Below are 23,341 nucleotides of genomic sequence, written 5' to 3'. Positions count from 1 at the left end.
GGCGGGGCTGGGGCCGCTCCACCTGCGGCAAGGGCGGCGGTGCGACCGGCGGAGGTGGCTGAACGGCGGGAGCGGGCGGTGGCTCGACGGCCGGCGGCGCGACGGCGGCCTGCACCTCGGTGGGCTGCGGAGTTTCGGCCTTTTGCGACGTCTCGGCCGCGGCTACGGGCTGCGGCGGCTCCGCCGCGGTGACGGGAGCGGGCGGCGGGGCTTCAGCCACGACGGGCTCAACCGGCCTGTCGAAGACGGGGAGCGTGTCCGGCATGGGCGGCGGCGGCAGATGGTCCAGAATGCGCTCTGCCGTGGTCCGCGGATCCGGCTGGGCGACCGGCGGAACCTCGGAGGCTGTCTCGACGGGGTCGCTGGCTGAGGACTCCGGCGGCGTGTCCGACGGCGGCGCCTCAATCTTCTGCGAAGACAGGCTGTCGGTCGACGGCGCCTCGGTCTCCTGCCGGCCGCTCGCCGCATCCTGCTGCGCGGCGGCGCCCGTATCCGCGGCGACGACGAGTTCGACAGGGATGCCCTCCTCACCCGCCGAGATCGGCGGCGGGGCGGCAAGGCTGAGCCAGACGATGGCGGCGGCGGCGCCCGCATGGAGAAGCATGGAGGCGACGACGGCGAGGGAGGCGCTCCTCGCCGCGCCATCATGACGGGCGGGAACAGCCGCACCGTCGACCTTGGGCACGGGCGCGGACCCGCCGTCCCGCGTCGTGGTCGAAGGCGCGATCATGACTGCGGGTGCCGCCGCGGCCTCGCCACCGGTCTTCACGACGACCACGGGCGGCGCGACGGCCGCCAATGGCTCCTCGTGCTGCGGCTTCGTCGCCAGCGTCAGAACGGCGCCCGGGAGCGGGCTCCCGGCCCCCTCCCCGCGCGTTCCCGCGAGCCCGGGCTCGGACCAAGCGCGACCGAAAGGACGCGCCGGGTGGCTGCGGCCCGGATCCGTCCTGCGCGCTGTCGAGCGGCCGGCCATCGCGCGCCTCAGAACTTCGCCGACAGGCTGGCCGAAACGGAGCGGCCGGGCGCACGGAAGAGTTCGAGGGTGGCGCTGTTGGACGTCAGGCCGGCGACGTCGATGGCGTTGAAGTAGCGCGCGTTGAAGATGTTGAACACGCCGGCCCGCAGGGTGAGGTTCTTGTTGATCTCGTAGGAGCCCAGCAGATCGAAGGCGGCATAGGCGGCGGGCTGGTAGATGTTGGCCGCACTGACCCGCGTCTTGGCGAGCGCCGCCTTCATGCGGGCCTCCACCTGCCAGTTGTGCGGGCTGGTGTAGCGGATGCCGGCAACGCCCGTGAGCGGGTCGACGCTGTCGAGCGGCGCCCCGGTGGTCTGGTCGGTACCGTTGGCATAGGCGACCGCGCCGTGCAGCGCCCATTCGGGGGTCATGCGCCATTCACCGCGGCCCTCGAAGCCCCAGATCCGCACCGAGGAGAGGTTCTGGTACTGGAACCGCAGCAGCGGACAGGTCGGCGGCGCGCAGATCGTCGCTGTATTGATGAAGTCCTTGTAGAGATTATAGAAACCCGACACCTGGAACGACGATCCGTCGGCGAAGCGCCCGCGAAGGCCCGCCTCGAAGCTGTCGACCGTCTCCGGCTTCAGACCGAAATTCGGCAGGATCTCGTAACCCTGCAGCGCGTTCGAAAAGGCGAAGTTGGCGTTGTCGTAGGGCGGTGCGCGGAAGCCGCGGGCATATTGGCCGAAGACGCGGAAGTTCTCGTTCAGATCATAGGTGGCGCCGAGCTTCGGCGACACCGCGAAGGCCGAGACATTGCCGATCCGGAAGCCGGGATTGGAATTGAAGAAGGCCTGATCGGGCTTCGGGCTCAGGTGGTAGTAGTCGAAGCGGACGGCCGGGATGATGCGCAGCGCGCCCCACTGCATGATGTCCTGGATATAGAAGGCCGCCTGGGTGGTGCGGGTGTCGGGGAAATTCTTGTTCGGGAAGATCTCGCCCGGCGGCAGCGGCACGGGAGTGCCGCCTGGCCAGGTCACCTCGAAACGTTCGCGCGGACGCGACGTCATGGTGAAGTCGACAGAGGCGCCATAGATGATGCGGTGGTCCCAGCCGCCCCACTGGCGCTGCGCCGTGAACTGCGCATTGGCTCCGAATATCTGCTGGCGGAAGTCGAAGTCGGAGACGCGCAGGCGGTTGGCCGGGGCCGGTGCGACGACGCCGGAGCGGCGATATTCGTCGAGATGCTCCTGCCGATCGAAGTCGGTGGCATAGGCCGCCAGCTTGATCTCGTCGGCGATGGCCCAGGACAGCTGCTGCGTCCAGTCGAGGCTGAGGCGGAAGCGCTTGCTGGTGTCGTGGGCGATCTGCTGGGTGATGGCCGCCGTGCGGGCCGACACGATGTCGGTGGCGAAACCGCGCCAGAACGCCTCGCCGGTCAGGCGCCAGCGGCCGGAATCCGGCGTCTCGTAGATCAGCTTGGCGAGGATGTTGTTCGACTGGAACGTCTGCGGATTGGCCCGGCGCGTCGCCGAATTGATCAGCGTCTCGGTGCCGTCGCGGCGGGTGTACTGGAACAGGAACTCGAAAGGTCCGCGGCGGGCCGCCCCGGTATAGGTGTGGGCGAAGGAGCGGTTGACGCTGTCGAAGGACAGCTTGGTGCCCGCATACCAGTCGCGGCCGACCTCGCGCAGATAGTCGCCGGGGTCCTTGGTGACGAAGGTGACGACGCCACCGATGGCGTCGGAGCCGTAGAGGGCCGAGGCCGGCCCGCGGATGATCTCGACGGCCTTCAGGCTGTCATAGTCCAGGACGTCGCGGGTGTAGAGGCCGGGGCCGACATTCGAGCCGGGATAATCGGGAACGCGGAGACCGTCGACCTCAAGGCGGACGCGGTTGTCGCCGATGCCGCGGATGAAGAAGGATCCGGCCCCGACGCGGGTCGGCGCATTGCTGACGGCGAGACCGGGCTCGTTGCGGACGATGTCGCGCGGGCCCTGGACCAGGCTCTGGTCGATCTGCCGCTCGTTGATCACCGTCACCGTACCGGGCGAGTTGAACACCGTGGATGGCGTGCGCTCGGCGGAGACGGTGATCTCGTCCTGCGCCGAGGGGGTCCGGCCGTCGGCAGGGCGGCCCTCGCCCTGCGCAAGACCCGGGCTGGTGGCGAGAACCAGAAGGGAAACCGACGCCATGAGCGCCTGACGACCGTGACGAAGGAACATGATCGAGACCGCGAGCCTGAATGGGTTTTTCTATGGGGCTGGCTGGCTGGCTCGACGCAGGGGCGTCCGGCTGGCTGGCATTGGCGCCGGCCGGGTGTCCCGGTCTCGACGCTGTTGACGATTGCTAGTTAAGCTGACTATGAATGTCAACAATAACAGAACGGGAAGCACTTTTTAATGTTTCCAGAGAGTTCTGACCTATTGTTCTCATTCTAAACTAGGTCATTCCATGATCCCCTCCCCCTCAACCTATCCTTCCGACGATCGGGCGGACCTGCTCGCCGCGACGGGCGGAAGCGTCACGACGGTTCCCGTGGTCGAGATCGGCGCCATCCTCGGGTCGGGGCGCGAGGCGGTCATCCTCCACAAGGGGGAGCGCTACCGGCTGCGCGTCACCGCAAACGACAAGCTGATCCTCACCAAATGACCGCGCCCGTCCTCTCTCCTGTCCGGGGCCCGACCCGCCGCACGTTCCTCGCCGCCTCGGCCGGTCTCGTCCTCAGCGGCCGGCCGGCATCGACCGCCGAGCGCCGCATCGTCGCCGCGGGCGGCGTCATCACCGAGATTCTTTACGCGCTCGGCCGGCAGGACCTGCTGGTCGGCGTCGACACGACCAGCCTCCACCCGGCCGAGGCGATGCGCGACAAGGCCAATGTCGGCTATGTCCGGGCGCTCTCCGCCGAGGGCGTGCTGTCGCTGCGCCCGACCGATCTCCTCGCGGTGGACGGCGCCGGTCCGCCCGATACGGTCAAGCTGATCACCGAAGCGGGCGTCAGGGTGGCTCGCATCTCCGAGGACACCACCGAGGCCGGCGTCGCCGCCCGCATCCGCATGATCGGCCGGATTGCCGATGTCGCCGACCGGGCCGAGGCGCTGGCTGCCCGGGTCGAGGCGGGCTTTGCCGCGCTCAAGCAGCAGCGCGACGCCCTCGCCGCGCGCAAGCGGGTGCTGTTCGTGCTCTCGCTGCAGAACGGCCGGGTCATGGTCGGCGGTGCCCGCAGCAGCGCCGATGCGATCATCCGGCTGGCCGGCGCGGTCAATGCCGCCGAGACGGTGGAGGGCTACAAGCCGCTCACCGACGAAGGGCTGATCGCCGCGGCGCCCGATGTGGTGCTGATGATGAAGCACAACGAGCATGCGGCCTCCCCCGAGCAGGTCTTCGGCCAGGCGGCGCTGTCGGCGACCCCGGCCGCCCGCACCCGTTCCCTCGTCGCCATGGACGGGCTTTATCTGCTCGGCTTCGGCCCACGCACGCCGGAGGCGGCGCGCGACCTGATGGCAGCGGTCTATGCGGGTGCGCGACCGTGACAATCGCTGCCGAAGCGCCCTCCATCGCAGGCCTCTTCGCCTCGCGGCGGCGGCGGCTGGCCATCGGTGTCGGCCTTTTCAGCGCCTTGCTGGTGATGCTGGCCGTGGTGTCGCTCGGCAGCGGGGCTGTGAAGATTGCGCCCGGTCAGGTCATGCGGGTGATGACGGGCTGGGTCACGGGCGACGGCGATGTCCTCGCCGGGCGGGATGCCCTGATCATCCTGTCGATCCGGGTACCGCGGCTCGTGCTCGCCTGCCTGATCGGCGCGGCGCTGGCCGTCTCCGGCGCGCTGATGCAGGGCCTGTTCCGCAATCCGCTCGCCGATCCCGGCCTCGTCGGCGTTTCGTCCGGCGCCGCGCTCGCGGCGGGCTTCACCATCGTCCTCGGTGACCGCATCTTCGGCACGGTCGCCGCGCAGATGCCCTTCGTGCTCCTGCCGTTCGGCGCCTTTCTCGGCGGCCTCGCCTCGACCCTCATCCTCTATGCCGTCGCGACCCGCCATGGGCGGACCTCGGTGGCGATCATGCTGCTGGCGGGCGTCGCTCTCGGCGCCTTCGCCGGCGCGCTGACCGGCCTGTTGGCCTTCGTCAGCGACGATCGTCAGTTGCGCGACCTGACGTTCTGGTCGCTCGGCTCGCTGTCGGGGGCGAGTTGGACCAAGGTAGCGACGGTGACGCCGCTGATCCTGCCGGTCCTCCTCGCCGTGCCCTTCCTGGCGCGCGGCCTCAACGCCCTGCTGCTCGGCGAGGCCGAGGCCTACCATCTCGGTATTCCTGTGCAGGCGCTGAAGCGCGCCGCCATCCTGATGGTGGCGGTCGCCGTCGGCGCAAGCGTCGCCGCGGCCGGCGTCATCGGCTTCGTCGGCATCGTCGTGCCGCATCTCATCCGGCTGTTGTTCGGCCCCGATCACAGGGTGCTGTTGCCCCTGTCCGCCCTGCTCGGTGCCATCCTCCTGACCGGGGCCGATCTTCTCGCCCGCACCATGGTGGCTCCGGCGGAACTGCCCATCGGCATCCTGACGGCGGCTATCGGAGCCCCCTTCTTCCTGTGGCTGCTGCTGCGCCGCGACCGGACGCTCGACGCATGACGACACTCCTCGAGGCCGATCGGATCGGCGTCGCCTATGGCCGGCACAAGCCCGTAGACGCGGTATCGCTGTCGGTCGATGCCGGCGAGGTCCTGGTCGTGGTCGGCCCGAACGGCGCCGGCAAGACCACACTGTTGAAGCTTCTGACCGGCGAACTGGCACCTTCGACCGGCACCATCCGCCTGGACGGCGAACTCCTGTCGGCGATCCCGGCCTGGAAGCTCGCATCGCAGCGCGCAGTGATGGCACAGGCGAGCCGCCTCGCCTTCCCCTTCACCGTGGCCGAAGTGGTGCGGATCGGCATCGACAGCGTCGGGCGCGCCCTCGCCCGGACGATGCGCGAGCGCATCATCGCTGGCGCGCTCGATGCCGCCGACATCGCTCATCTGGCGGCCCGCAGCTACCAGACGCTGTCGGGCGGCGAGCAGCAGCGGGTGCAGTTCGCCCGTACCTTCGCGCAGCTCAAGGCAGGCCGTACAAGCAGCCTGCGGCAGGTGCTGTTCCTCGACGAGCCGGTGGCCAATCTCGACCTCTCCCACCAGATCGCGCTGATGGAGAGCGCCGCCGGCCTCGCGCGCACGGGGGTCGCGGTCATCGCCGTCCTGCACGACCTGAACCTCGCCACGACCTTCGCCGACCGGATCCTGGTGATGAGCGGCGGCGGCCTGCATGCGCTCGGCGCGCCGGGGGCGGTGATCACGCGGGCCAGCGTGCGTGAAGTCTTCGGCGTGGATCTCTGCCGCGAAGCGGACGGAACCGGCGGCTTGCCGGTGGTCCTGCCGCAGCACTATGCGGAGATGCGGCTCGAACGGGGCGCGGCCTGACCGTCCTTGCGGGCGATGGCGCGCGGCTCGATATCGGCCAGCGTCGTCTCCTCGAGCGGCTGGAAGAAGCCGCGATGGGCGCGGAACATCAGCGTCGAGACGGGGTCACGCGTCTGATCGGCGTCGAGGAAGTTGACCGGGCAGTCCGCCGGCTCGAAGGCCCGGACGATCTCGGCCACCTTCATCTCGTCGGCGGCACGGACGAGCCTGAGGCCACCGTAGCGGCCGCGCTCGGCCTCCAGAAGCCCGGCGCGCGACAGCGCATGGGCCGTCTTCTGCACGTTAAGGAAGGTGATCCCGGTGATGGCCGCCAGTTCGGCCGCCTTGACCGCATGGGGCCAGCGGGCCGAGAGCTCTGCCATCAGCCTGATCGCGTCGACGGTTCGCTGGTTCAGCCACATGCAGCGTGTGTAGCCGAAGATATCGTCCGATCAAAGGCCTAACCGGGATCGGAACTGAGACCAGTCTCGCCGCCACGCATGAACTTTTTCGCTGCTCGGGACGACGGATGAGGGAGCGCGATAGGCGCCTGCGAGGAAAGCTGTCATGTCCTGGAAATCCCGTTCACGCATTGCATCCGTCGTATCGTCGCTGGCGCTGGCCGTCAGCCTGTCGATCGGCCAGGCCTTCGCCACCGCCCCCGGCGCCGGTGCGCCTCCCCCGCCGCCCGAGGAAGGCAGTTCCGGCGCCGCCATCCAGCAGATGATGCCCAGCCCCATGGATGCCTTCCGTGCGACGCTGCAGCAGTTCGGCGGCTTTCACACCCACCCCCTCTACGGCGAAGTGTGGAAGCCGTCGGAGCAGATCGCCATGCCCGGCTGGTCGCCTTATCCGCGCTGCCATTGGCAGTTCGACCGCGAGCAGCGGACCTGGGTGTTCAACGATCCGACGCCCTGGGGCGCCATCGTCCATCGCCACGGCCGCTGGGCCAATGATCCCCAGCACGGCTGGATCTGGGCGGCGGATGGCAATTTCGGCCCGGGGTGGGTCGTCTGGCGCGCCGAGCCCCAGCAGGTGAGCTGGGCCCCGATGTTGCCCGAGCAGCACGGCAACCAGCCGCCGCGCGACGGCTGGCAGACGCAGGACCAGGCCTCGTTCAACAGCGGCTGCCGCTCCGACGCACCGCCGGCGCCCGTCGCTGGCTATGCCCCGCCCCGCATGGCGCCTGCGGGCCCGATGATGGCCCATGGCGGGCCGTCCTACGTCCCCGCTGGTCCTGCCTTCGTCCCGGGCGGTCCGGTCTTCATTCCCGGCGGCGGCGGCGGTATCGTCATCATCGATCGTTGCCGCCGCAACCCCTTCGCCTTCGGCTGCCGTCCCGGTCAGGTCGGCCTGCCGCCGTCCTGCTCCACCGGCATCCGGCCGTCCTGGTGCCGCCCGATTTGCGCCACGCGGCCCTTTGCTCCCGGTTGCCGCGCTCCAGGACCGGTCGCCGGCGGTAGCCCGCTCCCCATCGGTGCGACACCCGGCCCTCTAGGCAGCATTTGCGCCCGCTTCCCCGGACATCCCGTCTGCCGCCAGGTCCGGCCGCTGCGCCCAAATGCCTTCATCGGTCGGCCTGGCCCCCGTCCGGGTCCCTTCATCGGCCGCCCCGGCCCGCGCCCGGGTCCCTTCATCGGCCGCCCCGGTCCGCGTCCGGGCTTCGCAATGGGAGGCCGTGGTCACGGCGGTCGCTTCGCCCGCCGCTAAGCGCGCGCTTCTGCCGCAAGACGAAGGCCCCGGATCCGTCCGGGGCCTTTCGCGTGGACCGACCCGTCAGTTGGTCAGGTGCAGCCGGGTCAGCTGGCCGCCGATATCGGTGAGGGTGGTCTGGAGCTGTGTCGGGTTGGTCATCAGTGTGAATTTTTCGCTGCTGCTGGCGCAGGCCACGAGCACTGCCGAGGTGGGATCGCCGCCGGTGTTCACCTGGATCGTTTAGAGGGTCACACTGGCGGCTTTCACGGCATTGCACAGCAAGGTCTAGCGCGCGACGGCGCCGCGCGGCCGGCTGTAGTGTGTCTCAGCGCAGGAAGCCGTCGAGCACGTCGTCGAGGCGCCTGGTCGGGGTGCGCTGGCACTCGGTCGTGACGCGCGCCAGGACCTGAGTGTAGGTCATGTTGCGCAGGATATCCTTGTTCTTGTGGAAGGCCGACGCCGAGAGATAACCGAGCATCCACTCGCGATATTCGGACGCCTGCGGCGTGGTGCGCACGCGCAGCCAGACGGAGCAGGCGTCGGTGCCATGGCCGAGGATGCGGATGGCCTGCGCCTCGCCCGCCGAAAGCGCGGTGAGAGCAACGACGGCAACGAGGGCGATACGGCGCATGGTCGGTCCTCCGGGGCGCCGGGATCCGTGTCGGGTCCCCCTGCGCGCGGCGGAGCCTAGCCATGGCCGGATTTTTCGCAAGTGCGATGCGCGTCGTCCGACGGTAGCGATGCCGGCGCCGCGCTGCGAACGGCGGTTGATACCGCATCGCAGCAACGATCATCGCCTGTCACCGCTGTGCAGCGTCGCCGAAATCGCCGCTTTCTTCGACACTTAGTCTTGCCATCCGGGGCTGCCCGTCCTTGGATGTCCCCCCGGCCGCCAAGAGCCGACCACCCCTGTCGAAACGCCCGATGACGAGATGCCCATGACCCGCCGCAAGACCCCTGCGGACCTCCGCAGCGCCCGCTGGTTCGCCCCGGACGACCTCAGGTCCTTCGGCCACCGCTCGCGCTGGATGCAGATGGGCTACGCGCCCGAGGACTGGGTCGGCAAGCCGATGATCGCCATCCTCAACACCTGGTCAGACGCCCAGCCCTGCCACGCCCATTTCAAGGACAGGGTCGCCGACGTGAAGCGCGGCATCTTCCAGGCCGGCGGCTTTCCCATCGAACTGCCGGCGCTCTCCCTGTCGGAGAGCAACGTCAAGCCGACGACCATGCTCTACCGCAACCTGCTCGCAATGGAGGCCGAGGAACTGATCCGGTGCCATTCGGTGGATGGTGCAGTGCTGATGGGCGGCTGCGACAAGACCACGCCGGCCCTGCTGATGGGCGCGACCTCGGCCGGCCTGCCGATGATCTATGTCCCGGCCGGCCCGATGCTGCGCGGCAACTGGAAGGGCCATACGCTGGGCTCGGGCTCGGATGCATGGAAATACTGGGACGAGCGCCGCGCCGGCAATATTTCCGACCGCGACTGGACCGATGTGGAGGGCGGCATCGCCCGCTCCTACGGCGTCTGCATGACCATGGGGACCGCCTCGACCATGACGGCGATCGCCGAGGCGATCGGCATCACGCTCCCCGGCGCCTCGGCCATTCCGGCACCGGACGCCAACCACAAGCGCATGTGCGCGGCAGCCGGCCGGCGTATCGTCGATATGGTCTGGGAGGACCTCAAGCCGACCGACATCCTCACCCGCGCTGCCTTCGAGAACGGCATCACCGTGGCGATGGCCATGGGTTGCTCGACCAATGCCATCATCCACGTCATCGCCATGGCGCGCCGGGCCGGCGTCGACATCAACCTCGCCGATTTCGACAAGGCCAGCCGCAAGGTGCCGGTCCTCGCCAATGTCCGCCCGAGCGGCGACACCTATCTGATGGAGGACTTCTACTATGCCGGCGGGCTGCCGGCGCTGATGACGCGGCTGACCGGTCACCTCCATCTCGATGCCATCACCGTGACGGGCGGGCCCCTGTCGGAAAATCTGGCGGGCGCCGAGGTCCACAATGACGACGTCATCCGCACGGTCGAGAACCCGATCTATGCCGAGGGCGCGCTCGCCGTCCTGAAAGGGAACCTCTCGCCCGACGGCTGCGTCATCAAGCCGAGCGCCTGCGAGCCGCGGTTCCTGAAACACAGCGGCCCGGCACTCGTCTACGACGACTATCCCAGCATGAAGGAAGCGATCGACCGCGACGACCTCGACGTCACCGCCGACACGGTTCTGGTGCTGCGCAATGCCGGGCCGCATGGCGGGCCGGGCATGCCGGAATGGGGCATGCTGCCGATCCCGAAGAAGCTAGTGAAACAGGGCATCCGCGACATGGTCCGCATCTCCGACGCGCGCATGTCGGGCACCAGCTACGGCGCCTGTATCCTGCACGTGTCGCCGGAGGCCCATATCGGCGGGCCGCTGGCGCTGCTGCAGACCGGCGACATCATCGATCTCGATGTCGACGGGCGCACGCTCAACATGCGCGTCACGGACGAGGAACTCGCCCGACGGCGCGCCACCTGGCAGCCGCCCAAGGCCCATTATGAGCGCGGTTATGGCTGGATCTTCACCAAGCACATCAAACAGGCGCACGAGGGCTGCGACTTCGACTTCCTCGAAGAGAGCTTCGGCGGGCCGGTGGCCGAGCCGGTGATCTTCTGAGCGCTGGAGCCCGTCATGAGCCTGACATCCCAGACACGCGCAAAGCTGCAAGGCGTCTCGACCGCCACCCTGTGCACCGCGCTGTTCAAACGCGGCCTGCGCAACCAGTTCATCCAGGACGTGCGGCCGCTCAATCCGGCCCTGCCGACCATGGTCGGCGAGGCGTTCACGCTGCGCTACATCCCGGCACGCGAGGATCTGAACCCGATCACCGTGTTCCAGGACCGCAGCCATCCGCAGCGCAAGGCGGTGGAGACCTGCCCGCCCGGCGCGGTGATGGTGATCGACAGCCGCAAGGATGCGCGGGCAGCGTCCGCAGGCGGCATCCTCGTCACGCGGCTGATGGTGCGCGGTGTCGCCGGGATCGTCACCGACGGCGGTTTTCGCGACAGCGCCGAGATCGCCGACCTCGCCATCCCCGCCTATCACCACCGCCCTTCGGCGCCGACCAACCTGACCCTGCACCAGGCGCTCGACATCAACGTGCCGATCGGCTGCGGTGACGTCGCGGTCTGGCCGGGGGATGTCGTGGTGGGTGATGCAGACGGGGTAGTGATCATTCCCGCCGGGATCGCCGAAGAGATCGCCAGCGAGGCGGTGGAAATGACGGTGTTCGAGGATTTCGTCACCGCCATGGTGCTGCAGGGTCGGCCGATCACCGGCCTCTATCCGCCGACTGATGAACAGTCGCGGATCGATTTCACCACATGGCGGGAGCAGGCCGGGCGCTAGGCAAAGGCCTTCGCGCCGACGCTACCACCAGGGGTCGGGCAGCCAGCCGATGAGGTGGAGCCCCGTCAGGATGGCCATCAGGGTGATCACCGACCCGCCGGCGCCACGTGCGCCGCCGAAATAGCCGCCAAAGACCAGCAACACGATCAGCAGGACAACCAGAAAACCGACTGCCATGGACCCCTCCGCATCGGCCGGAGCCGCTTTGGCTCCGGCTGTTTCGGGGAGGACAACGCGCCAACCGGTTTCCGATTCACGCGAAAGTTCACTGCGGCTCGATCCGGGCCTCGCGGACGATAACCTGGTAGCGGCTGCGCTCGGACCGGGCAAAGGCGGTGAAGACGTCCGGAGTGTTTGGCGCGGCGACGGCGCCGATCTCCTTCAGCTTCGCCACCACGTCGGGCCGCGAGAAGATCTCCTTCACGTCGGCCGCCACCTGGTCGATCACGGCGCGCGGCACGCCGGCCGGCGCGAAAAGCCCGTGCCAGGTGCCGATGTCGAAGCCCGGGAAGGTCTCGGCAATGGCTGGGATTTCCGGCGCGGTCGGGCTGCGCTCCTTCGACGTCACGGCGATGGCGCGCACGGTGCCGCCCTGCGACTGCGGCAGCGCGAAGGTGATGTTGTCGAAGGCGAGATGGATGTGGCCGCCGACAAGCGCGTTCATGATCTCGTTGGAGGAGCGGAATGGAATATGCGTCATCGGCGTGCCGATGAGGTTGGAGATGATCTCGGCCGGAATGTGGTTCGAGGCGCCGATGCCGGACGAGCCATAGTTCAGCTTGCCGGGATTGGCCTTCGCATAGGCGACGAACTCGCCCATCGTCCGCGCCGGGATCTGGTTCGAAACGACCAGCATGTTCGGCAGGGTGGCGAAAAGGCTGATCGGCTGGAAGTCGCGATCCGCGTCATAGTTCAGCGCTTTGTAGACGAACGGGGCGATGGCGTGGGTGCTGGCTGTGCCGACGAACAGCGTATAGCCGTCCTTGGCGGCGCGCGCGGCGGCAGTGGCGCCCACGGTACCGCCGGCACCGGCCCGGTTCTCCACCACGAAGGCCGTGCCGTATTTCTGCTGCATCGCCTGCGTGAAGATGCGGGCGAAGAGGTCGGTGGTACCGCCGGCCGTGAACGGCACGATCACGGTGACCTGGCGTTGCGGCCAGGTGGGGGCGGCGGTCTGGGCTTCCGCCCGCACGGCCGTCAGGGCCAAGGCGCCGAGCAGCGCCAGCATCAGCTTCTTCATGGGGTTCCTCCCGGCAATGTCTTGGGTCCCGCACGGGCGGGCCTTGCCTTGGACACGAGCTTGAACCGTTTGAATCGGATCGGGAAGCGGAAAGTGCGGCAGGCCGCCCGGCCCTGCACGCGGTCCGGAACGATGAGCGTCATCGGGGGTTGATCCGGCACCTGACCCGGAGACCGGCCATGACCCTACAGACCGCACCGACCCTGCTCGGCACCCCCTATTTCGGCACCCCGCAGCCGCCCATGCCGGCGCCGTTTCCCCAGCCGGGCCCGCCGCAGCCCGACCAGCCGGAACCGGAGCCCGACGCGCCGCAACCGGAAGATCCGATCCAGACGCCCGACACGATGTGACCTCCTGCGGCGGAAAGGCCCGCCATCTTGGGACGGCGGGCCTCGTGCCTCTCGCCGGGCGACCGGCGCAGCGTCACCAGTAATAACGGCGGCGGCGCCACATCCGACGGCGGCGCCACATCCGGCGGCGCCAGCCGAAGCGGCGACGGCGCCAGCGGCGGCGGCGCCAGCCCCATTGCATCTCTTCCGGCGTGGCCGGCGAGGTGGCCGTGGCGACTGGGACCGTCACCGGGGCGATGGACGGCGCCGGCTGCGCGGCAGCGGGAGCGAGCCCGGCGGTCACCATCACGGCGGCGGCGCCCGAAGCGGTAGCGAGCAGCGCCCGGCGGCTCAACATGCTGGAGTCTGGTATGAATGTGGCCATGCGTTTCCTCCTTGTGGCTGACCAGGCGATCATTTGCGGCACGCCTTGAATGCGGGGTGAACCGGAGGGCACCGCCAGCGTTCAGGTCGGCGACGCCCGGCTTGATTCCGGTCAACGAAAGAGCCTTGATCACAAGGTCGCCATGGAACCGCCCGCTCACGCCTCCCTTGCCACCAGAACCCGTCCCGCCGCAGCCATGTCACCACGGCCGCGACGCGTCCTGCTGCTCGGCGCGACCGGCACGATCGGCCAGGCAACGGCCGCGGCCCTCGTCGCGCGCGGGCATGCCGTGACCTGTGTGGTCCGGCCCCGCGCCGGGGTTGGCGGGCGGCTCGACAGGGACGAGATCGCGCACCTGCTGCCGTGCACGACCCTCCGTTTCGGCGATATCACCGATCCCGGGCCCATCCTCGCTGCGGACGACCGCTTCGATGTGGTCGTCTCCTGCCTGGCGTCGCGGACAGGGGCGCCGGAAGATGCCTGGGCGATCGACTATCAGGCCCATATGAACGCTCTCGCCGCTGCCCTGCGTGCGGGCGCCAGCCAGATGGTCCTGCTTTCGGCGATCTGCGTGCAGAAGCCGCTCCTCGCCTTCCAGCAGGCCAAGCTCGCCTTCGAAACGGCGCTGATCGGCTCGGGGCTCACCTATTCGATCGTCCGCCCAACCGCCTTCTTCAAGTCGTTGTCCGGCCAGATCGCCCGGGTGCAGGCCGGCAAGCCCTTTCTGACGTTCGGCGACGGCACCCTGACGGCCTGCAAGCCGATCAGCGACGCCGATCTCGCCGCCTTTCTCTGCGATTGCCTCGATGACCCGGACAAACACGACGCGATCCTGCCGATCGGCGGCCCAGGGCCGGCCCTCACCCCCCGTGACCAGGGTGAGGCGCTCTTCGCCCTCACTGGTCGCCCGCCGCGTTACAGGCGGGTGCCGATCGGCTTCCTCGACACCGTCATCGCAGCCCTCGCCCTCCTCGGGCGGGTCGTGCCTTCCCTTACTGCCAAGGCCGAACTGGCGCGGATCGGACGCTACTACGCCACCGAATCCATGCTGGTCTGGGATCCCGTGACCGGGCGTTACGACGAAGACGCGACCCCCTCGACCGGCACCGACACGCTCGTCGACTTCTATGCCGACGTCATCCGCGGCGAGGCGCGCGTCGAGCGCGGCGATCACGCGGTCTTTGGCGCGGACGCGGACCGCCCCGGATGACGGCAGTCCCACACTGGCGCCGGCGGAGCCCGGGCCGCCGTCGTCATGTGCCTGACGTCATTGTCCCGGCTTCATTCCTCCGCCTTCCCTTCCCGATGCGAACCTGATGGCCAAGAACCGTTTCCCCGTCTGGCGGCTCATTCAAAGCGAACTGGAGGCGGAGATCCGGTCCGGCCTGATCGGGCCCGGCGACCAGTTGCCCTCGGAGAACGACCTCGCCGAGCGTTTCGCCGTCAACCGCCACACGGTGCGGACGGCCCTCGCCAATCTCGCCATGGTGGGGATGGTGCGGGCGCGGCGCGGGCGCGGCGTCTTCGTCGAGGACCGACCGCCGGAATATCGGATCAACCGCGATTCGAAATGGAGCGAGATCGAACGGCAGATGAATGCGGCGCCGTCGGCGCGCGTGCTCGATGCCAGCGAGCGGGCGGCGAGTTCTTCCGTCGGCGGGCTGCTCGGGCTCGTCGAAGGAACGCCCCTGCTGCTCGTCGAAAGCGTGCGCGGCGCGGCTCCCGCCCTGCTGATCTATTCCTACCACGTGCTGGAGAAAGCCCGTTTCGCCGGGATCGATGCGGCAGTGCGCCGGACGGGCAGCTTCACCGAGGCCCTGGCCGAGTTCGGCATCGACCAGTTCTTCCGCACGTCGACATGGATCGACTGCAGGATGCCCCGGACGCGCGAGGCGGAAGCCCTGTCGATCCCGCTCGACGCACCGGTCCTGGTGATGATGTATGTCGACAGCGACGCCGACGGACGGCCGCTGCTCTACGGCAATGCCGTCATTCCCAGCGGCAGCCTGGTCGTCCGCATCGACACGCTCTGACCGTCACTCCCGCCGCAGCGCAGCAAGGTGCCGCCAGCCGTCACACGTCCGTTAACTTGTTGGCTTAAAGGCGACAAGTAAGGCCGTCGAACAGGATGGCGGAGGCGGGACGATGGCCGGCATATCGCTGCGGAACATCCGGAAGAGCTTCAAGGACGCGCAGATCCTGCACGGCGTCTCGCTCGACATCGCCGACGGGGAATTCCTGACGCTGGTCGGCCCCTCGGGCTGTGGCAAGACCACGCTCCTGCGCATCATCGCCGGCCTCGAGACCCAGGATTCAGGCGATGTCTTCATCGGCGACCGCATGGTCGACGACCTGCCGCCGAAGGCGCGCGACGTCGCCATGGTGTTCCAGTCCTATGCGCTCTACCCCTATATGACGGTGGCCGAGAACATCGCCCTGCCGCTGGAGATGCGCCGCCTGTCAACGGCCCAGCGGCTGCCGCTGGTGGGGCGGTTCATGCCCGGCGCGCGGACGGCCCGCGCCGGCATCGACAGAGACGTCAAGGCCGTGGCCGAGGGGCTCGGCATCGGCCATCTCGCCGCGCGCAAGCCTGCGCAGCTCTCCGGCGGCCAGCGCCAGCGCGTGGCGCTCGCCCGCGCTATGGTCCGACGGCCTAAGGCTTTCCTCATGGACGAGCCCTTGTCGAACCTCGACGCCAAGATGCGCGTGCAGGCCCGCACCGAGATCTCCGAACTGCACCGCTCGCTCGGCGCCACCTTCGTCTATGTCACCCACGACCAGGCCGAGGCGATGACCATGTCGGACCGGGTTGCGGTGATGATGGGCGGTCACCTCCTGCAGGTCGCCCCGCCGCAGGTCATCTATGACGACCCGCAGGATCTCGCCGTCGCCACCTTCATCGGTACGCCGGAGATCAACACGCTGCCGGGCCGGATCGGCGCCGACGGACGCGTCGAGGTGATCGGGACACCCTGGCCGGTCACGGTCGAAGGCCAGCCGGGCGCGGAAGTGACGGTTGCCATCCGCCCCGAGGCGCTGATGGTGACGCGCGGGGCCGCCGGCGACGGCATCGTCCTCGTCGGCACGATCCGTCATGTCGAGATGCTCGGCGCCGAGACGCTGGTCCATGTCGTCGCCAGCCCGCTGACTAGGCCGCTCGTCACGCGGATCGAACCGTCGGCGGCGGCGGCCCTGAGGACAGGCGACCCGGTCGCGCTGTCGACCGACCCGCGCCGGGTCCTGGTCTTCGGCAAGGATGGAAAGCGGATCGCCGTCCGCCAGTCAGCCCCGCCCCTGGTGCCGGCCGCGCGGGGAGAGACGGTCCATGTCTGACCTCGCCCTCGCCGCACCGAGAGGGCTCGCCCGGCCCGCCAAGGCCCGCGCGGGCGAGACGGCCGAGCAACTCGCCGCCTGGGTGCTGGCGGGACCGGCCTTTGCGCTCATCTGGATCCTGCTGCTGGGGCCGACGGTCGCCGTCTTCGTCCTGTCCTTCACCGACTGGACCTTCGGCATGCCGGAGATCGCCTGGGCGGGGCTGGAAAACTATCGCGAGATGGCCGGCGACGCGGTGTTCTGGAAGACCCTGCGCAACACGCTCACCTATGTGGCGTTCGTGGTGCCGCTGTCGGTCTTTCTCGGGCTGGGTGCAGCCATCCTGATCGAAGCCGGAGAAAGCCTCCGTGGCTTTTATCGCGCCGCCTTCTTCCTGCCGGTGGTCTCGACCCTGCTCGCCATGGCGCTGGTCTTCCAGTTCGCCTTCCACCCGACGGTCGGAGCCATCAACCTGACCCTCGCCTTCGTCGGCATTCCCACAACCGACTGGCTGAAGAACCCGAACACCGCACTCTTCGCCCTCGGCGTCATCGGCATCTGGCAGGCGATCGGCCTGTCGATGGTGCTGTTCATCGCCGGGCTGAAGGCGATCCCGAAGGATCTCTACGAGGCCGCCGCGGTGGACGGGGCCGACGGCGCCTTCGAGCGCTTCCGCCGGGTGACATGGCCGATGCTCGGGCCGGCCATGCTCTTCGTCGTCACCATCACCGCGATCCGTGCCTTCCAGGTCTTCGACACGGTGCAGGTGCTGACCGACGGCGGTCCGAACAAGGCCACCAACGTCCTCCTGTTCCAGATGTACCAGGAGGGCTTTTCCTTCCTGCGCTCGGCCTATGCGGCCGCCCTCACCGTCGTCTTCCTCGGCTTCGTCCTGCTGGTCACCGTCATTCAGGTGCGCCTGCAGGAACGCAACACCCATTACGGTTGAGGGGCCCCATGCGCACGCGCTCCATCGCCGCGACCGGCCTCGGCTTCCAGCTCTTCCGCCATGCCTTGCTGGGCCTCGGCGCTTTCCTGATGCTGGCCCCCTTCGTCATCATGATCTCGGTCAGCCTGAAGCCGTCGGGCGAGATCTTCGCGCCGGAATTCACGCTGCTGCCGAAGCAGTGGCACGCCTGGCAGAACTACACCGACGCCTTCACCAAACAGCCGCTGGCCCGCTACATCCTCAACGGCTTCATCGTCACCGGCTCGATCTTCGCCTGCCAACTGCTGACGGCGCTGCCCTGCGCCTATGCGCTGGCGAAGCTGCGCTGGCGCGGCCGCGAGACCATGTTCATGCTGGTGCTGCTCGGCCTGCTGATCCCGCCGCAGGTGACCGCCATCCCGCTCTATATCCTGCTCTGGCAGCTCGGGCTGCTGAACACCTACGCCGCCATCATCCTGCCCTCGACCATCTCGGTCTTCGGCATCTTCCTGATGCGGCAGTTCTTCCTCACGGTGCCGGACGACCTCATCAATGCGGCCCGCCTCGACGGTCTCGGCGAATTCGCCATCGTCTGGCGGATCATGATGCCGACCGCCATGCCCGCGGTGATCGCCTTCGGCGTCCTGTCGCTGGTGTGGAACTGGAACGAGTTCTTCTGGCCGCTCATCGTCGTGCAATCCGAGCACCTCGCCACCCCGCCGCTCGGCGTCGTCTTCTTCGCCAATGCCGAGGCCGGCACCAACTACGGTCCGCTCATGGCCGCGGCGACCGCCATCACCGCCCCCCTCGTCATCGCCTTCCTCGCCGCCCAGCGCTGGTTCATCGACGGCGTCACCATGACCGCCGTCAAGTGATCTCGACCCCCCCAAGGAGACCTCGCATGACCCTCATCGATCGCCGCATTCTCCTCGCCGCCGCGGGAGCTGCCATCTCCGCGCCCGCCCTCGCCCAGACCCGTCCGACGTTGAAGATCGGCCTTGGGCCCCAGCAGCCGACCCAGGCCGACACCCGCCGCGTCTGGGAGCCGGTCTACAAGGCCATCGCCGACAAGGCGGGCTTCAACCTCGAACTGCAGGTTGCCAACGACTGGGCCGGCATCGCCACGGCGCTCGCCAACGAGCAGATCGACGTCGCCCCGATGGGACCCTGGGGCTACATTCTCGCCAAGGTGCGCGGCGACGCGCGCATCATCAACACGATGCTGGTCAACGGCATCCCCACCTACAAGGCCATCATCGTCGGTCGTCCGGGCCTCAACGTCGCCAAGTTCCCCGACGATGCGCGCGGCCTGTCGATGCAGATGCTCGACGTCGGCTCGACCTCGGGCTGGCTGGTGCCGACGCATTTCCTCCGCTCCAAGGGCATCGAGCCGAAGACCTTCTTCGGCCGTTATGCCGAAGGCGCCTCGGCTGCCGCCGCGCAGATGGCGACGATCAACGGTCAGGTCGATCTCGCCACCGGCTGGGACACCCACCGTAACACGATGATCCGCAACGGCACGATCCAGCCGACGTCCAACACCATCGTGTGGGAATCCGACCCGCTGCCGAACGAGTGCGTTGTCGTCTCGAAGAGCTTCCCGCAGGCCCGCGCCGAGGCCCTGGCGGCGTCGCTGGCCGGCCTGTCCGACGACGAGAAGAAGCTGCTGCCCTGGCCCTATACCGGCTTCGTGACCGCCACCCACGCGCCCTACGAGGTCCTCGAGAAGATGGGCCGCGATCTCGGCGCCATCCGGACCTCCTGACCATGTCGCACCCGGCGACCCCGACCCGGCGCACCGACGGCTCCTATGTGGAGCCGCCGGTCGAGTTCTGGTCCCGCGCCTTTCTGGCGCGGGTGGCGATCGGGGTCGCCGTCGTCGCCTTCGTGCTGGCCTCGGTGCGGATCGCCGAGGTCGACCCCGCCAAGCTCGTGACCGGCCTGCCGCGGCTCTGGGCCTGGGCCTCGACGGCCTGGCCGCCCTATACGGGCGACTTCGACGCCTTCGTCTACCGCGCCCTGGAAACGGTGGCGATCGCAACGGTGGGGACCACCGTGGCGACGCTGCTGGCGTTTCCCCTGTCGATCTTCATCGCCCGCAACATGACGCCGTCGCCGCTGCTGTCCATTCCGGTGCGCGCAGTCGTCAACGCCTTCCGCGGCATCGACACCGTCGTCTTCGCCATCCTCTTCGTCGCCGCCGTCGGCCTCGGCCCCTTCGCCGGCGTCCTCGGCATGATCGTTCACTCGCTCGGGGTCATCGCCAAGCTCAACGCCGAGGCCATCGAGACCATTCCTCCGGCGCCGCTGGAAGCCGCGGCGCTGTCTGGCGCCAACCGGACCAAGATCGTCACCTACGCGATGCTGCCCTCGGTCCTGCCAAACCTCGCCTCGGTCTCGCTCTATGTGTGGGAGGCCAATGTTCGCACGTCGACCATCCTCGGCATCGTCGGCGCCGGCGGCATCGGCATCGAGATCAAGGCGGCGATCGACCTGCTCGACTTCCAGAAGCTGCTGACCCTCTCGGTCATCGTGCTCGTCATGGTCTCGGCCATCGACCAGTTCTCGGCCTGGCTCCGGCGGAGGCTCGTCTGATGGCGGTGGTTCTCGCCCTCCAGAGCGTCACCAAGACCTATGGCGGCACGACGGCGCTGGCCGACGTCTCGCTGACCCTGAGGCCGGGCGAGGTCGTCGCCCTGGTCGGCCCGTCCGGCGCCGGCAAATCGACGGTGTTCCGCTGCGTGACGCGGCTCGTCGCCCCGGACAAGGGAACGGTCGAGGTCCTCGGACGTGATCTCGCCGGCCTCGGCGGCGGGGAACTGAGACGCGCGCGCCGCGATGTCGGCCTCATCTTCCAGCAGTTCAACCTGATCGGCCGCATGTCGGCGATCGACAACGTGCTCGCCGGCCGCATGGGGCATGTTTCCACCTGGCGGGTCGTCACCCGCCTGTTCCCGCACGAGGACCGCCAGCTGGCGCTCGCCTGCCTCGACCGCGTCGGCCTTCTCGACAAGGCCTATCAGCGCGCCGATTCCCTCTCCGGCGGACAGCAGCAGCGGGTCGCCATCGCCCGGGTCCTGGCGCAGCGCTCGCGCATCCTGCTCGCCGACGAGCCGGTCTCGAGCCTCGATCCGCAATCGGCGGACAATGTCCTGACCGTTCTCAGGACGGTGGCGCGCGAAAGCGGCATAGCCGTCCTCTGTGCCCTGCACCAGGTCGATCTCGCCCGCCGCTTCGCCGACCGCGTCGTCGCCCTGCGGGCCGGACGGGTCGTCCTCGACGGGCCGGCCAGCGCCTTCGACACCGCAGCCTTCACCACGATCTACGGGACGGCCGAGCATCCCCCGGCGGCCGAACCGACGACCCGCGACGCCGGACCCCGGCTCGCCCTTTCCTGACGCATGCCTCTGATCCCTGGAGCGACCATGACCACGACCCGCCGTACATTCATCGCCAGCGCCGCCGCCACGGTGGCCCTGCCCTCCTATCTGCGCGCCCAGTCCACCCCGGTGGAACTGCAGGTGCAGTATTCCATTCCGGTCCTGTTCAAGGACCTGATGGAGAAGATCGCGAGCGACTTCCAGAAGGCCAACCCGACCATCAAGGTGACGCTGCGCGCGCCCGAGGTGGGCTATGAGGAAATCCTCCAGCGCAACCTGCGCGACGTCGTCACCAACACCCTGCCGGACGTCGCCTTCCACGGCCTCAACCGCCAGCGCACCCTTGACGAGCGCCGGATTCCGGTCGACCTGAAGGCCTTCATGGACGCCGATCCGGAGACCGCCTCGCTCGGCTTCTCGCCGTCGCTCCTGTCGCTCGGCCAGACCGGCACCAAGCAGACCGGCATCGGCTTCGCGATGTCGACGCCGATCATGTATTACAACGTCGACCTGCTGAAGGCCGCCGGCGGCGATCCGGACAAGCTGCCGACCACCTGGGACGAGGTCGCCCGCCTCGCCGCCGCCATCTCCGCTCCGGCGCAGAACCGCACCGGCCTCTTCTACGACTGGACCATCACGGGCAACTGGGCCTGGCAGGCCCTCGTCATGTCGCATGGCGGCACGATGCTCAACGCCGACGAAAGCCGCGTCGCCTTCGCCGACGAGCCGGGACAGAAGGCCATCCGCGTGCTCCGCAAGCTGGTCGACGACGGCAAGATGCCCGATATCCGCCCGGATACGGCCTTCCAGGACTTCTTCTCCGGCCGCCTCGGCATGTCGATGCAGTCCACCGCCCAGCTCGGCCGCTACAACCGCGAGATCGGCGGTCGCTTCAAGCTGGTCTGCGGCCGCTTCCCGCTCACGGCCGCCAGTCCGCGCCTGCCGGCCGGCGGCAATGTCGCCATGATGTTCACCAAGGACCGCGCCAGGCAGGAAGCGGCCTGGAAGTTCATCAAATATGCGACCGGCCCGGTCGGCGCGACGACCATGGTCAACGCCACCGGCTACATGCCCGGCACGACCATCCCGGCGGCGCGCGAGGACATGCTCGGCAAGTTCTATCGCGAAAACCCGAACCACCTCGTCGCCATCCGCCAGCAGGACGTGATCAACGGCTGGTACGCCTTCCCCGGCCAGAACGCCCTGCGCATCACCGACGTCATCAACGATCACCTGCAGTCGGTGGTGAACAAGTCGAAGGGCGCCGACGAGGCGCTGACCGCCATGGCCGCTGCCGTGCAGCCCCTGCTGCCGCGCCGCGCCAGCTGATCTCCGTCCTCGCCATCGGCCCGTCCCGCAACCGCGGGGCGGGCCTTGCTCCATCCCCTGCCCGTCGAGAACCGCCCATGACCCGCGCCGCACGCCTGTGCATCGTCACCGACATCCACCACGGCAAGCCGTCGTTCTCGAAGGCCGGTCCGGCCGCGCTCGGCCTGATGGGGGAGTTCCGCCGCTTCGTCGCCGAGGCTGATCCCGACATCGTCCTCGATCTCGGCGACCGCATCTCCGACGAGGCGCGGGAGAGCGATCTCGTGCTGGAGCGGGAAGTGGCCGACGCCTTCGCCCCGATCACTCATCCGCGCTTCCATCTCGACGGCAACCACGACCGCGACCACCTTGAGGTCGCCGACAACGATGCGATCCTCGGTCGGACCGCCGGCCACGAGACCATCGACATCGGCGACTGGCGCATCGTCGTCTGGCGCGCCGACGCCAGGCTGCACCGGCCGGGCGGCTTTGCGCTGCAGGACGCCGATCTCGCCTGGCTTGCCGCGACCATCGCCGCGGCCGACCGTCCGCTCGCCATCGTCAGCCACGTGCCGGTCTCCGGTCATTCGCAGGTGGGCAACCGCTGGTTCGAGAACAATGCACGCTTCTCGACCTATCCGACGGCAGAGCGCATCCGAGCGGTGCTGCGCACGGCGAAGGGGCCGGTCGTCTGGATCTCCGGCCACGTCCACTGGAACACGCTGACCATGGTCGACGGCATCGCCCACCTGACGCTGCAGTCCCTGACCGAAACCTTCGCGACGGCGGGCGAGCCGGCAGGCGCCTTCGCTCTGCTGGAACTCTCCGAGCAGGTGCTCTGGCGCGTCCATGGCCGTGACGACTTCGCCTGGTCGGCCCGCGCCGAGGCGCTCTCGCGGCGCTGGCTGGCACCGATGCCGGATTTCCGGGAGCTCGCCGGAACGAAGCTTCACGAAGCCGCCGAATAGCCGGAAGACA

General features: G+C 68.7%; 25 protein-coding genes and 1 pseudogene. 18 read left to right on the top strand and 8 right to left on the bottom strand.

What is annotated here, in order from left to right; genetic code table 11:
- Both Q8O26_RS01285 and Q8O26_RS01280 read right to left on the bottom strand, forming a co-directional pair.
- Positions 1-799, bottom strand: a pseudogene (locus Q8O26_RS01285) (hypothetical protein); the annotation flags it as partial.
- A gap of 182 nt (positions 800-981) precedes the next feature.
- On the bottom strand, positions 982-3,150 hold the full coding sequence (locus Q8O26_RS01280; RefSeq protein WP_305572697.1) for a TonB-dependent hemoglobin/transferrin/lactoferrin family receptor: 2,169 nt from the start codon (positions 3,148-3,150) through the stop codon (positions 982-984).
- A 259-nt stretch (positions 3,151-3,409) separates the two neighbouring features.
- Between Q8O26_RS01280 and hemP the strand changes: the two genes are divergently transcribed.
- The 4 genes from hemP (at position 3,410) to Q8O26_RS01260 (ending at position 6,400) form a co-directional block, all read left to right on the top strand.
- Positions 3,410-3,607 (top strand): hemin uptake protein HemP, encoded by a 198-nt coding sequence (gene hemP, locus Q8O26_RS01275; protein WP_305572695.1) that lies wholly within the window; start codon positions 3,410-3,412, stop codon positions 3,605-3,607.
- Positions 3,604-4,488 carry a hemin ABC transporter substrate-binding protein gene (locus tag Q8O26_RS01270; RefSeq protein WP_305572693.1) on the top strand — a complete coding sequence of 295 codons (885 nt, stop codon included), beginning with the start codon at positions 3,604-3,606 and terminating at the stop codon, positions 4,486-4,488. Before hemP ends, Q8O26_RS01270 begins: the two co-directional genes overlap by 4 nt.
- Before the next feature lie 95 nt (positions 4,489-4,583).
- Positions 4,584-5,576: an iron ABC transporter permease gene (locus tag Q8O26_RS01265; protein ID WP_305572701.1), complete on the top strand. Its 993-nt coding sequence runs from the start codon at positions 4,584-4,586 to the stop codon at positions 5,574-5,576.
- Positions 5,573-6,400, top strand: coding sequence for a heme ABC transporter ATP-binding protein (locus Q8O26_RS01260; protein WP_305572691.1), 828 nt, complete (start codon positions 5,573-5,575; stop codon positions 6,398-6,400). The genes Q8O26_RS01265 and Q8O26_RS01260 overlap by 4 nt, the downstream gene beginning before the upstream one ends.
- Here the strand turns inward: Q8O26_RS01260 and Q8O26_RS01255 are convergent.
- Entirely contained in the window at positions 6,364-6,801 is a 438-nt protein-coding gene (locus Q8O26_RS01255) for an Rrf2 family transcriptional regulator (protein ID WP_305572689.1), read from the bottom strand. The two genes, Q8O26_RS01260 and Q8O26_RS01255, sit on opposite strands and share 37 nt — an antisense overlap.
- Positions 6,802-6,946: 145 nt before the next feature.
- Here Q8O26_RS01255 and Q8O26_RS01250 point away from each other — a divergent pair, with 145 nt between their 5' ends.
- Positions 6,947-8,089, top strand: a complete 1,143-nt coding sequence (locus tag Q8O26_RS01250) for a DUF6600 domain-containing protein (RefSeq protein WP_305572687.1) — start codon at positions 6,947-6,949, stop codon at positions 8,087-8,089.
- Positions 8,090-8,155: 66 nt separating this feature from the next.
- Here the strand turns inward: Q8O26_RS01250 and Q8O26_RS01245 are convergent, their stop codons facing one another.
- Together Q8O26_RS01245 and Q8O26_RS01240 are read right to left on the bottom strand one after the other, a co-directional pair.
- Entirely contained in the window at positions 8,156-8,305 is a 150-nt protein-coding gene (locus Q8O26_RS01245) for a hypothetical protein (protein WP_305572685.1), read from the bottom strand.
- Between the two features lie 94 nt (positions 8,306-8,399).
- Complete coding sequence (locus Q8O26_RS01240) at positions 8,400-8,705, bottom strand: hypothetical protein (RefSeq protein ID WP_305572683.1); 306 nt, start codon at positions 8,703-8,705, stop codon at positions 8,400-8,402.
- 307 nt (positions 8,706-9,012) lie between these two features.
- Here Q8O26_RS01240 and araD point away from each other — a divergent pair, with 307 nt between their 5' ends.
- The gene (gene araD / locus Q8O26_RS01235; protein WP_305572681.1) at positions 9,013-10,749 is read left to right on the top strand and encodes an L-arabinonate dehydratase; all 1,737 of its coding nucleotides are present in this window, start codon (positions 9,013-9,015) and stop codon (positions 10,747-10,749) included.
- A 15-nt stretch (positions 10,750-10,764) separates the two neighbouring features.
- The gene (locus Q8O26_RS01230) at positions 10,765-11,481 is read left to right on the top strand and encodes a ribonuclease activity regulator RraA (RefSeq protein WP_305572679.1); all 717 of its coding nucleotides are present in this window, start codon (positions 10,765-10,767) and stop codon (positions 11,479-11,481) included.
- 21 nt (positions 11,482-11,502) lie between these two features.
- On the opposite strand, the gene Q8O26_RS01225 is transcribed toward Q8O26_RS01230, so the two are convergent.
- Positions 11,503-11,658 carry a hypothetical protein gene (locus Q8O26_RS01225; RefSeq protein WP_305572677.1) on the bottom strand — a complete coding sequence of 52 codons (156 nt, stop codon included), beginning with the start codon at positions 11,656-11,658 and terminating at the stop codon, positions 11,503-11,505.
- 88 nt (positions 11,659-11,746) lie between these two features.
- Positions 11,747-12,721: a tripartite tricarboxylate transporter substrate binding protein gene (locus Q8O26_RS01220; RefSeq protein ID WP_305572676.1), complete on the bottom strand. Its 975-nt coding sequence runs from the start codon at positions 12,719-12,721 to the stop codon at positions 11,747-11,749.
- Between the two features lie 179 nt (positions 12,722-12,900).
- Here Q8O26_RS01220 and Q8O26_RS01215 point away from each other — a divergent pair, with 179 nt between their 5' ends.
- Positions 12,901-13,071: a hypothetical protein gene (locus tag Q8O26_RS01215; protein ID WP_305572674.1), complete on the top strand. Its 171-nt coding sequence runs from the start codon at positions 12,901-12,903 to the stop codon at positions 13,069-13,071.
- 73 nt (positions 13,072-13,144) lie between these two features.
- Here Q8O26_RS01215 and Q8O26_RS01210 read toward each other — a convergent pair whose 3' ends face one another.
- Positions 13,145-13,435, bottom strand: a complete 291-nt coding sequence (locus Q8O26_RS01210; RefSeq protein ID WP_305572672.1) for a twin-arginine translocation (Tat) — start codon at positions 13,433-13,435, stop codon at positions 13,145-13,147.
- Positions 13,436-13,658: 223 nt separating this feature from the next.
- On the opposite strand from Q8O26_RS01210, the gene Q8O26_RS01205 reads away from it, so the two are divergent.
- The 10 genes from Q8O26_RS01205 (at position 13,659) to Q8O26_RS01160 (ending at position 23,331) form a co-directional block, all read left to right on the top strand.
- Positions 13,659-14,645, top strand: a complete 987-nt coding sequence (locus Q8O26_RS01205) for an NAD(P)H-binding protein (RefSeq protein ID WP_305572699.1) — start codon at positions 13,659-13,661, stop codon at positions 14,643-14,645.
- 106 nt (positions 14,646-14,751) lie between these two features.
- Positions 14,752-15,468, top strand: coding sequence for a phosphonate metabolism transcriptional regulator PhnF (gene phnF / locus Q8O26_RS01200; RefSeq protein WP_305572670.1), 717 nt, complete (start codon positions 14,752-14,754; stop codon positions 15,466-15,468).
- Between the two features lie 112 nt (positions 15,469-15,580).
- Positions 15,581-16,768 (top strand): ABC transporter ATP-binding protein, encoded by a 1,188-nt coding sequence (locus Q8O26_RS01195; protein ID WP_305572668.1) that lies wholly within the window; start codon positions 15,581-15,583, stop codon positions 16,766-16,768.
- Positions 16,761-17,696, top strand: coding sequence for a carbohydrate ABC transporter permease (locus tag Q8O26_RS01190; RefSeq protein ID WP_305572666.1), 936 nt, complete (start codon positions 16,761-16,763; stop codon positions 17,694-17,696). The genes Q8O26_RS01195 and Q8O26_RS01190 overlap by 8 nt, the downstream gene beginning before the upstream one ends.
- 8 nt (positions 17,697-17,704) lie before the next feature.
- Positions 17,705-18,550 (top strand): carbohydrate ABC transporter permease, encoded by an 846-nt coding sequence (locus tag Q8O26_RS01185; protein ID WP_305572664.1) that lies wholly within the window; start codon positions 17,705-17,707, stop codon positions 18,548-18,550.
- Between the two features lie 26 nt (positions 18,551-18,576).
- Entirely contained in the window at positions 18,577-19,440 is an 864-nt protein-coding gene (locus tag Q8O26_RS01180; RefSeq protein ID WP_305572663.1) for a PhnD/SsuA/transferrin family substrate-binding protein, read from the top strand.
- A 2-nt stretch (positions 19,441-19,442) separates the two neighbouring features.
- The gene (gene phnE / locus Q8O26_RS01175; protein ID WP_305572661.1) at positions 19,443-20,270 is read left to right on the top strand and encodes a phosphonate ABC transporter, permease protein PhnE; all 828 of its coding nucleotides are present in this window, start codon (positions 19,443-19,445) and stop codon (positions 20,268-20,270) included.
- Positions 20,270-21,073: a phosphonate ABC transporter ATP-binding protein gene (gene phnC / locus Q8O26_RS01170; RefSeq protein ID WP_305572659.1), complete on the top strand. Its 804-nt coding sequence runs from the start codon at positions 20,270-20,272 to the stop codon at positions 21,071-21,073. The genes phnE and phnC overlap by 1 nt, the downstream gene beginning before the upstream one ends.
- A gap of 27 nt (positions 21,074-21,100) precedes the next feature.
- Positions 21,101-22,384 carry an ABC transporter substrate-binding protein gene (locus Q8O26_RS01165; protein WP_305572657.1) on the top strand — a complete coding sequence of 428 codons (1,284 nt, stop codon included), beginning with the start codon at positions 21,101-21,103 and terminating at the stop codon, positions 22,382-22,384.
- A gap of 77 nt (positions 22,385-22,461) precedes the next feature.
- Positions 22,462-23,331, top strand: coding sequence for a metallophosphoesterase (locus Q8O26_RS01160; protein WP_305572655.1), 870 nt, complete (start codon positions 22,462-22,464; stop codon positions 23,329-23,331).
- Positions 23,332-23,341: the final 10 nt, after the last annotated feature.

This window comes from Phreatobacter sp. (genome assembly GCF_030691135.1).
Taxonomy (GTDB): domain Bacteria; phylum Pseudomonadota; class Alphaproteobacteria; order Rhizobiales; family Phreatobacteraceae; genus Phreatobacter.
This window is presented reverse-complemented; position numbering and strand designations above follow the sequence as displayed.

Coding starts and splice junctions, on each gene's coding strand:
- Q8O26_RS01280 (WP_305572697.1), bottom strand. CDS start 3,150: ATGGCGTCGGTTTCCCTTCTGGTTCTCGCCACCAGCCCGGGTCTTGCG.
- hemP (WP_305572695.1), top strand. CDS start 3,410: ATGATCCCCTCCCCCTCAACCTATCCTTCCGACGATCGGGCGGACCTG.
- Q8O26_RS01270 (WP_305572693.1), top strand. CDS start 3,604: ATGACCGCGCCCGTCCTCTCTCCTGTCCGGGGCCCGACCCGCCGCACG.
- Q8O26_RS01265 (WP_305572701.1), top strand. CDS start 4,584: ATGCTGGCCGTGGTGTCGCTCGGCAGCGGGGCTGTGAAGATTGCGCCC.
- Q8O26_RS01260 (WP_305572691.1), top strand. CDS start 5,573: ATGACGACACTCCTCGAGGCCGATCGGATCGGCGTCGCCTATGGCCGG.
- Q8O26_RS01255 (WP_305572689.1), bottom strand. CDS start 6,801: ATGTGGCTGAACCAGCGAACCGTCGACGCGATCAGGCTGATGGCAGAG.
- Q8O26_RS01250 (WP_305572687.1), top strand. CDS start 6,947: ATGTCCTGGAAATCCCGTTCACGCATTGCATCCGTCGTATCGTCGCTG.
- Q8O26_RS01240 (WP_305572683.1), bottom strand. CDS start 8,705: ATGCGCCGTATCGCCCTCGTTGCCGTCGTTGCTCTCACCGCGCTTTCG.
- araD (WP_305572681.1), top strand. CDS start 9,013: ATGACCCGCCGCAAGACCCCTGCGGACCTCCGCAGCGCCCGCTGGTTC.
- Q8O26_RS01230 (WP_305572679.1), top strand. CDS start 10,765: ATGAGCCTGACATCCCAGACACGCGCAAAGCTGCAAGGCGTCTCGACC.
- Q8O26_RS01225 (WP_305572677.1), bottom strand. CDS start 11,658: ATGGCAGTCGGTTTTCTGGTTGTCCTGCTGATCGTGTTGCTGGTCTTT.
- Q8O26_RS01220 (WP_305572676.1), bottom strand. CDS start 12,721: ATGAAGAAGCTGATGCTGGCGCTGCTCGGCGCCTTGGCCCTGACGGCC.
- Q8O26_RS01215 (WP_305572674.1), top strand. CDS start 12,901: ATGACCCTACAGACCGCACCGACCCTGCTCGGCACCCCCTATTTCGGC.
- Q8O26_RS01210 (WP_305572672.1), bottom strand. CDS start 13,435: ATGGCCACATTCATACCAGACTCCAGCATGTTGAGCCGCCGGGCGCTG.
- phnF (WP_305572670.1), top strand. CDS start 14,752: ATGGCCAAGAACCGTTTCCCCGTCTGGCGGCTCATTCAAAGCGAACTG.
- Q8O26_RS01195 (WP_305572668.1), top strand. CDS start 15,581: ATGGCCGGCATATCGCTGCGGAACATCCGGAAGAGCTTCAAGGACGCG.
- Q8O26_RS01190 (WP_305572666.1), top strand. CDS start 16,761: ATGTCTGACCTCGCCCTCGCCGCACCGAGAGGGCTCGCCCGGCCCGCC.
- Q8O26_RS01185 (WP_305572664.1), top strand. CDS start 17,705: ATGCGCACGCGCTCCATCGCCGCGACCGGCCTCGGCTTCCAGCTCTTC.
- Q8O26_RS01180 (WP_305572663.1), top strand. CDS start 18,577: ATGACCCTCATCGATCGCCGCATTCTCCTCGCCGCCGCGGGAGCTGCC.
- phnE (WP_305572661.1), top strand. CDS start 19,443: ATGTCGCACCCGGCGACCCCGACCCGGCGCACCGACGGCTCCTATGTG.
- phnC (WP_305572659.1), top strand. CDS start 20,270: ATGGCGGTGGTTCTCGCCCTCCAGAGCGTCACCAAGACCTATGGCGGC.
- Q8O26_RS01165 (WP_305572657.1), top strand. CDS start 21,101: ATGACCACGACCCGCCGTACATTCATCGCCAGCGCCGCCGCCACGGTG.
- Q8O26_RS01160 (WP_305572655.1), top strand. CDS start 22,462: ATGACCCGCGCCGCACGCCTGTGCATCGTCACCGACATCCACCACGGC.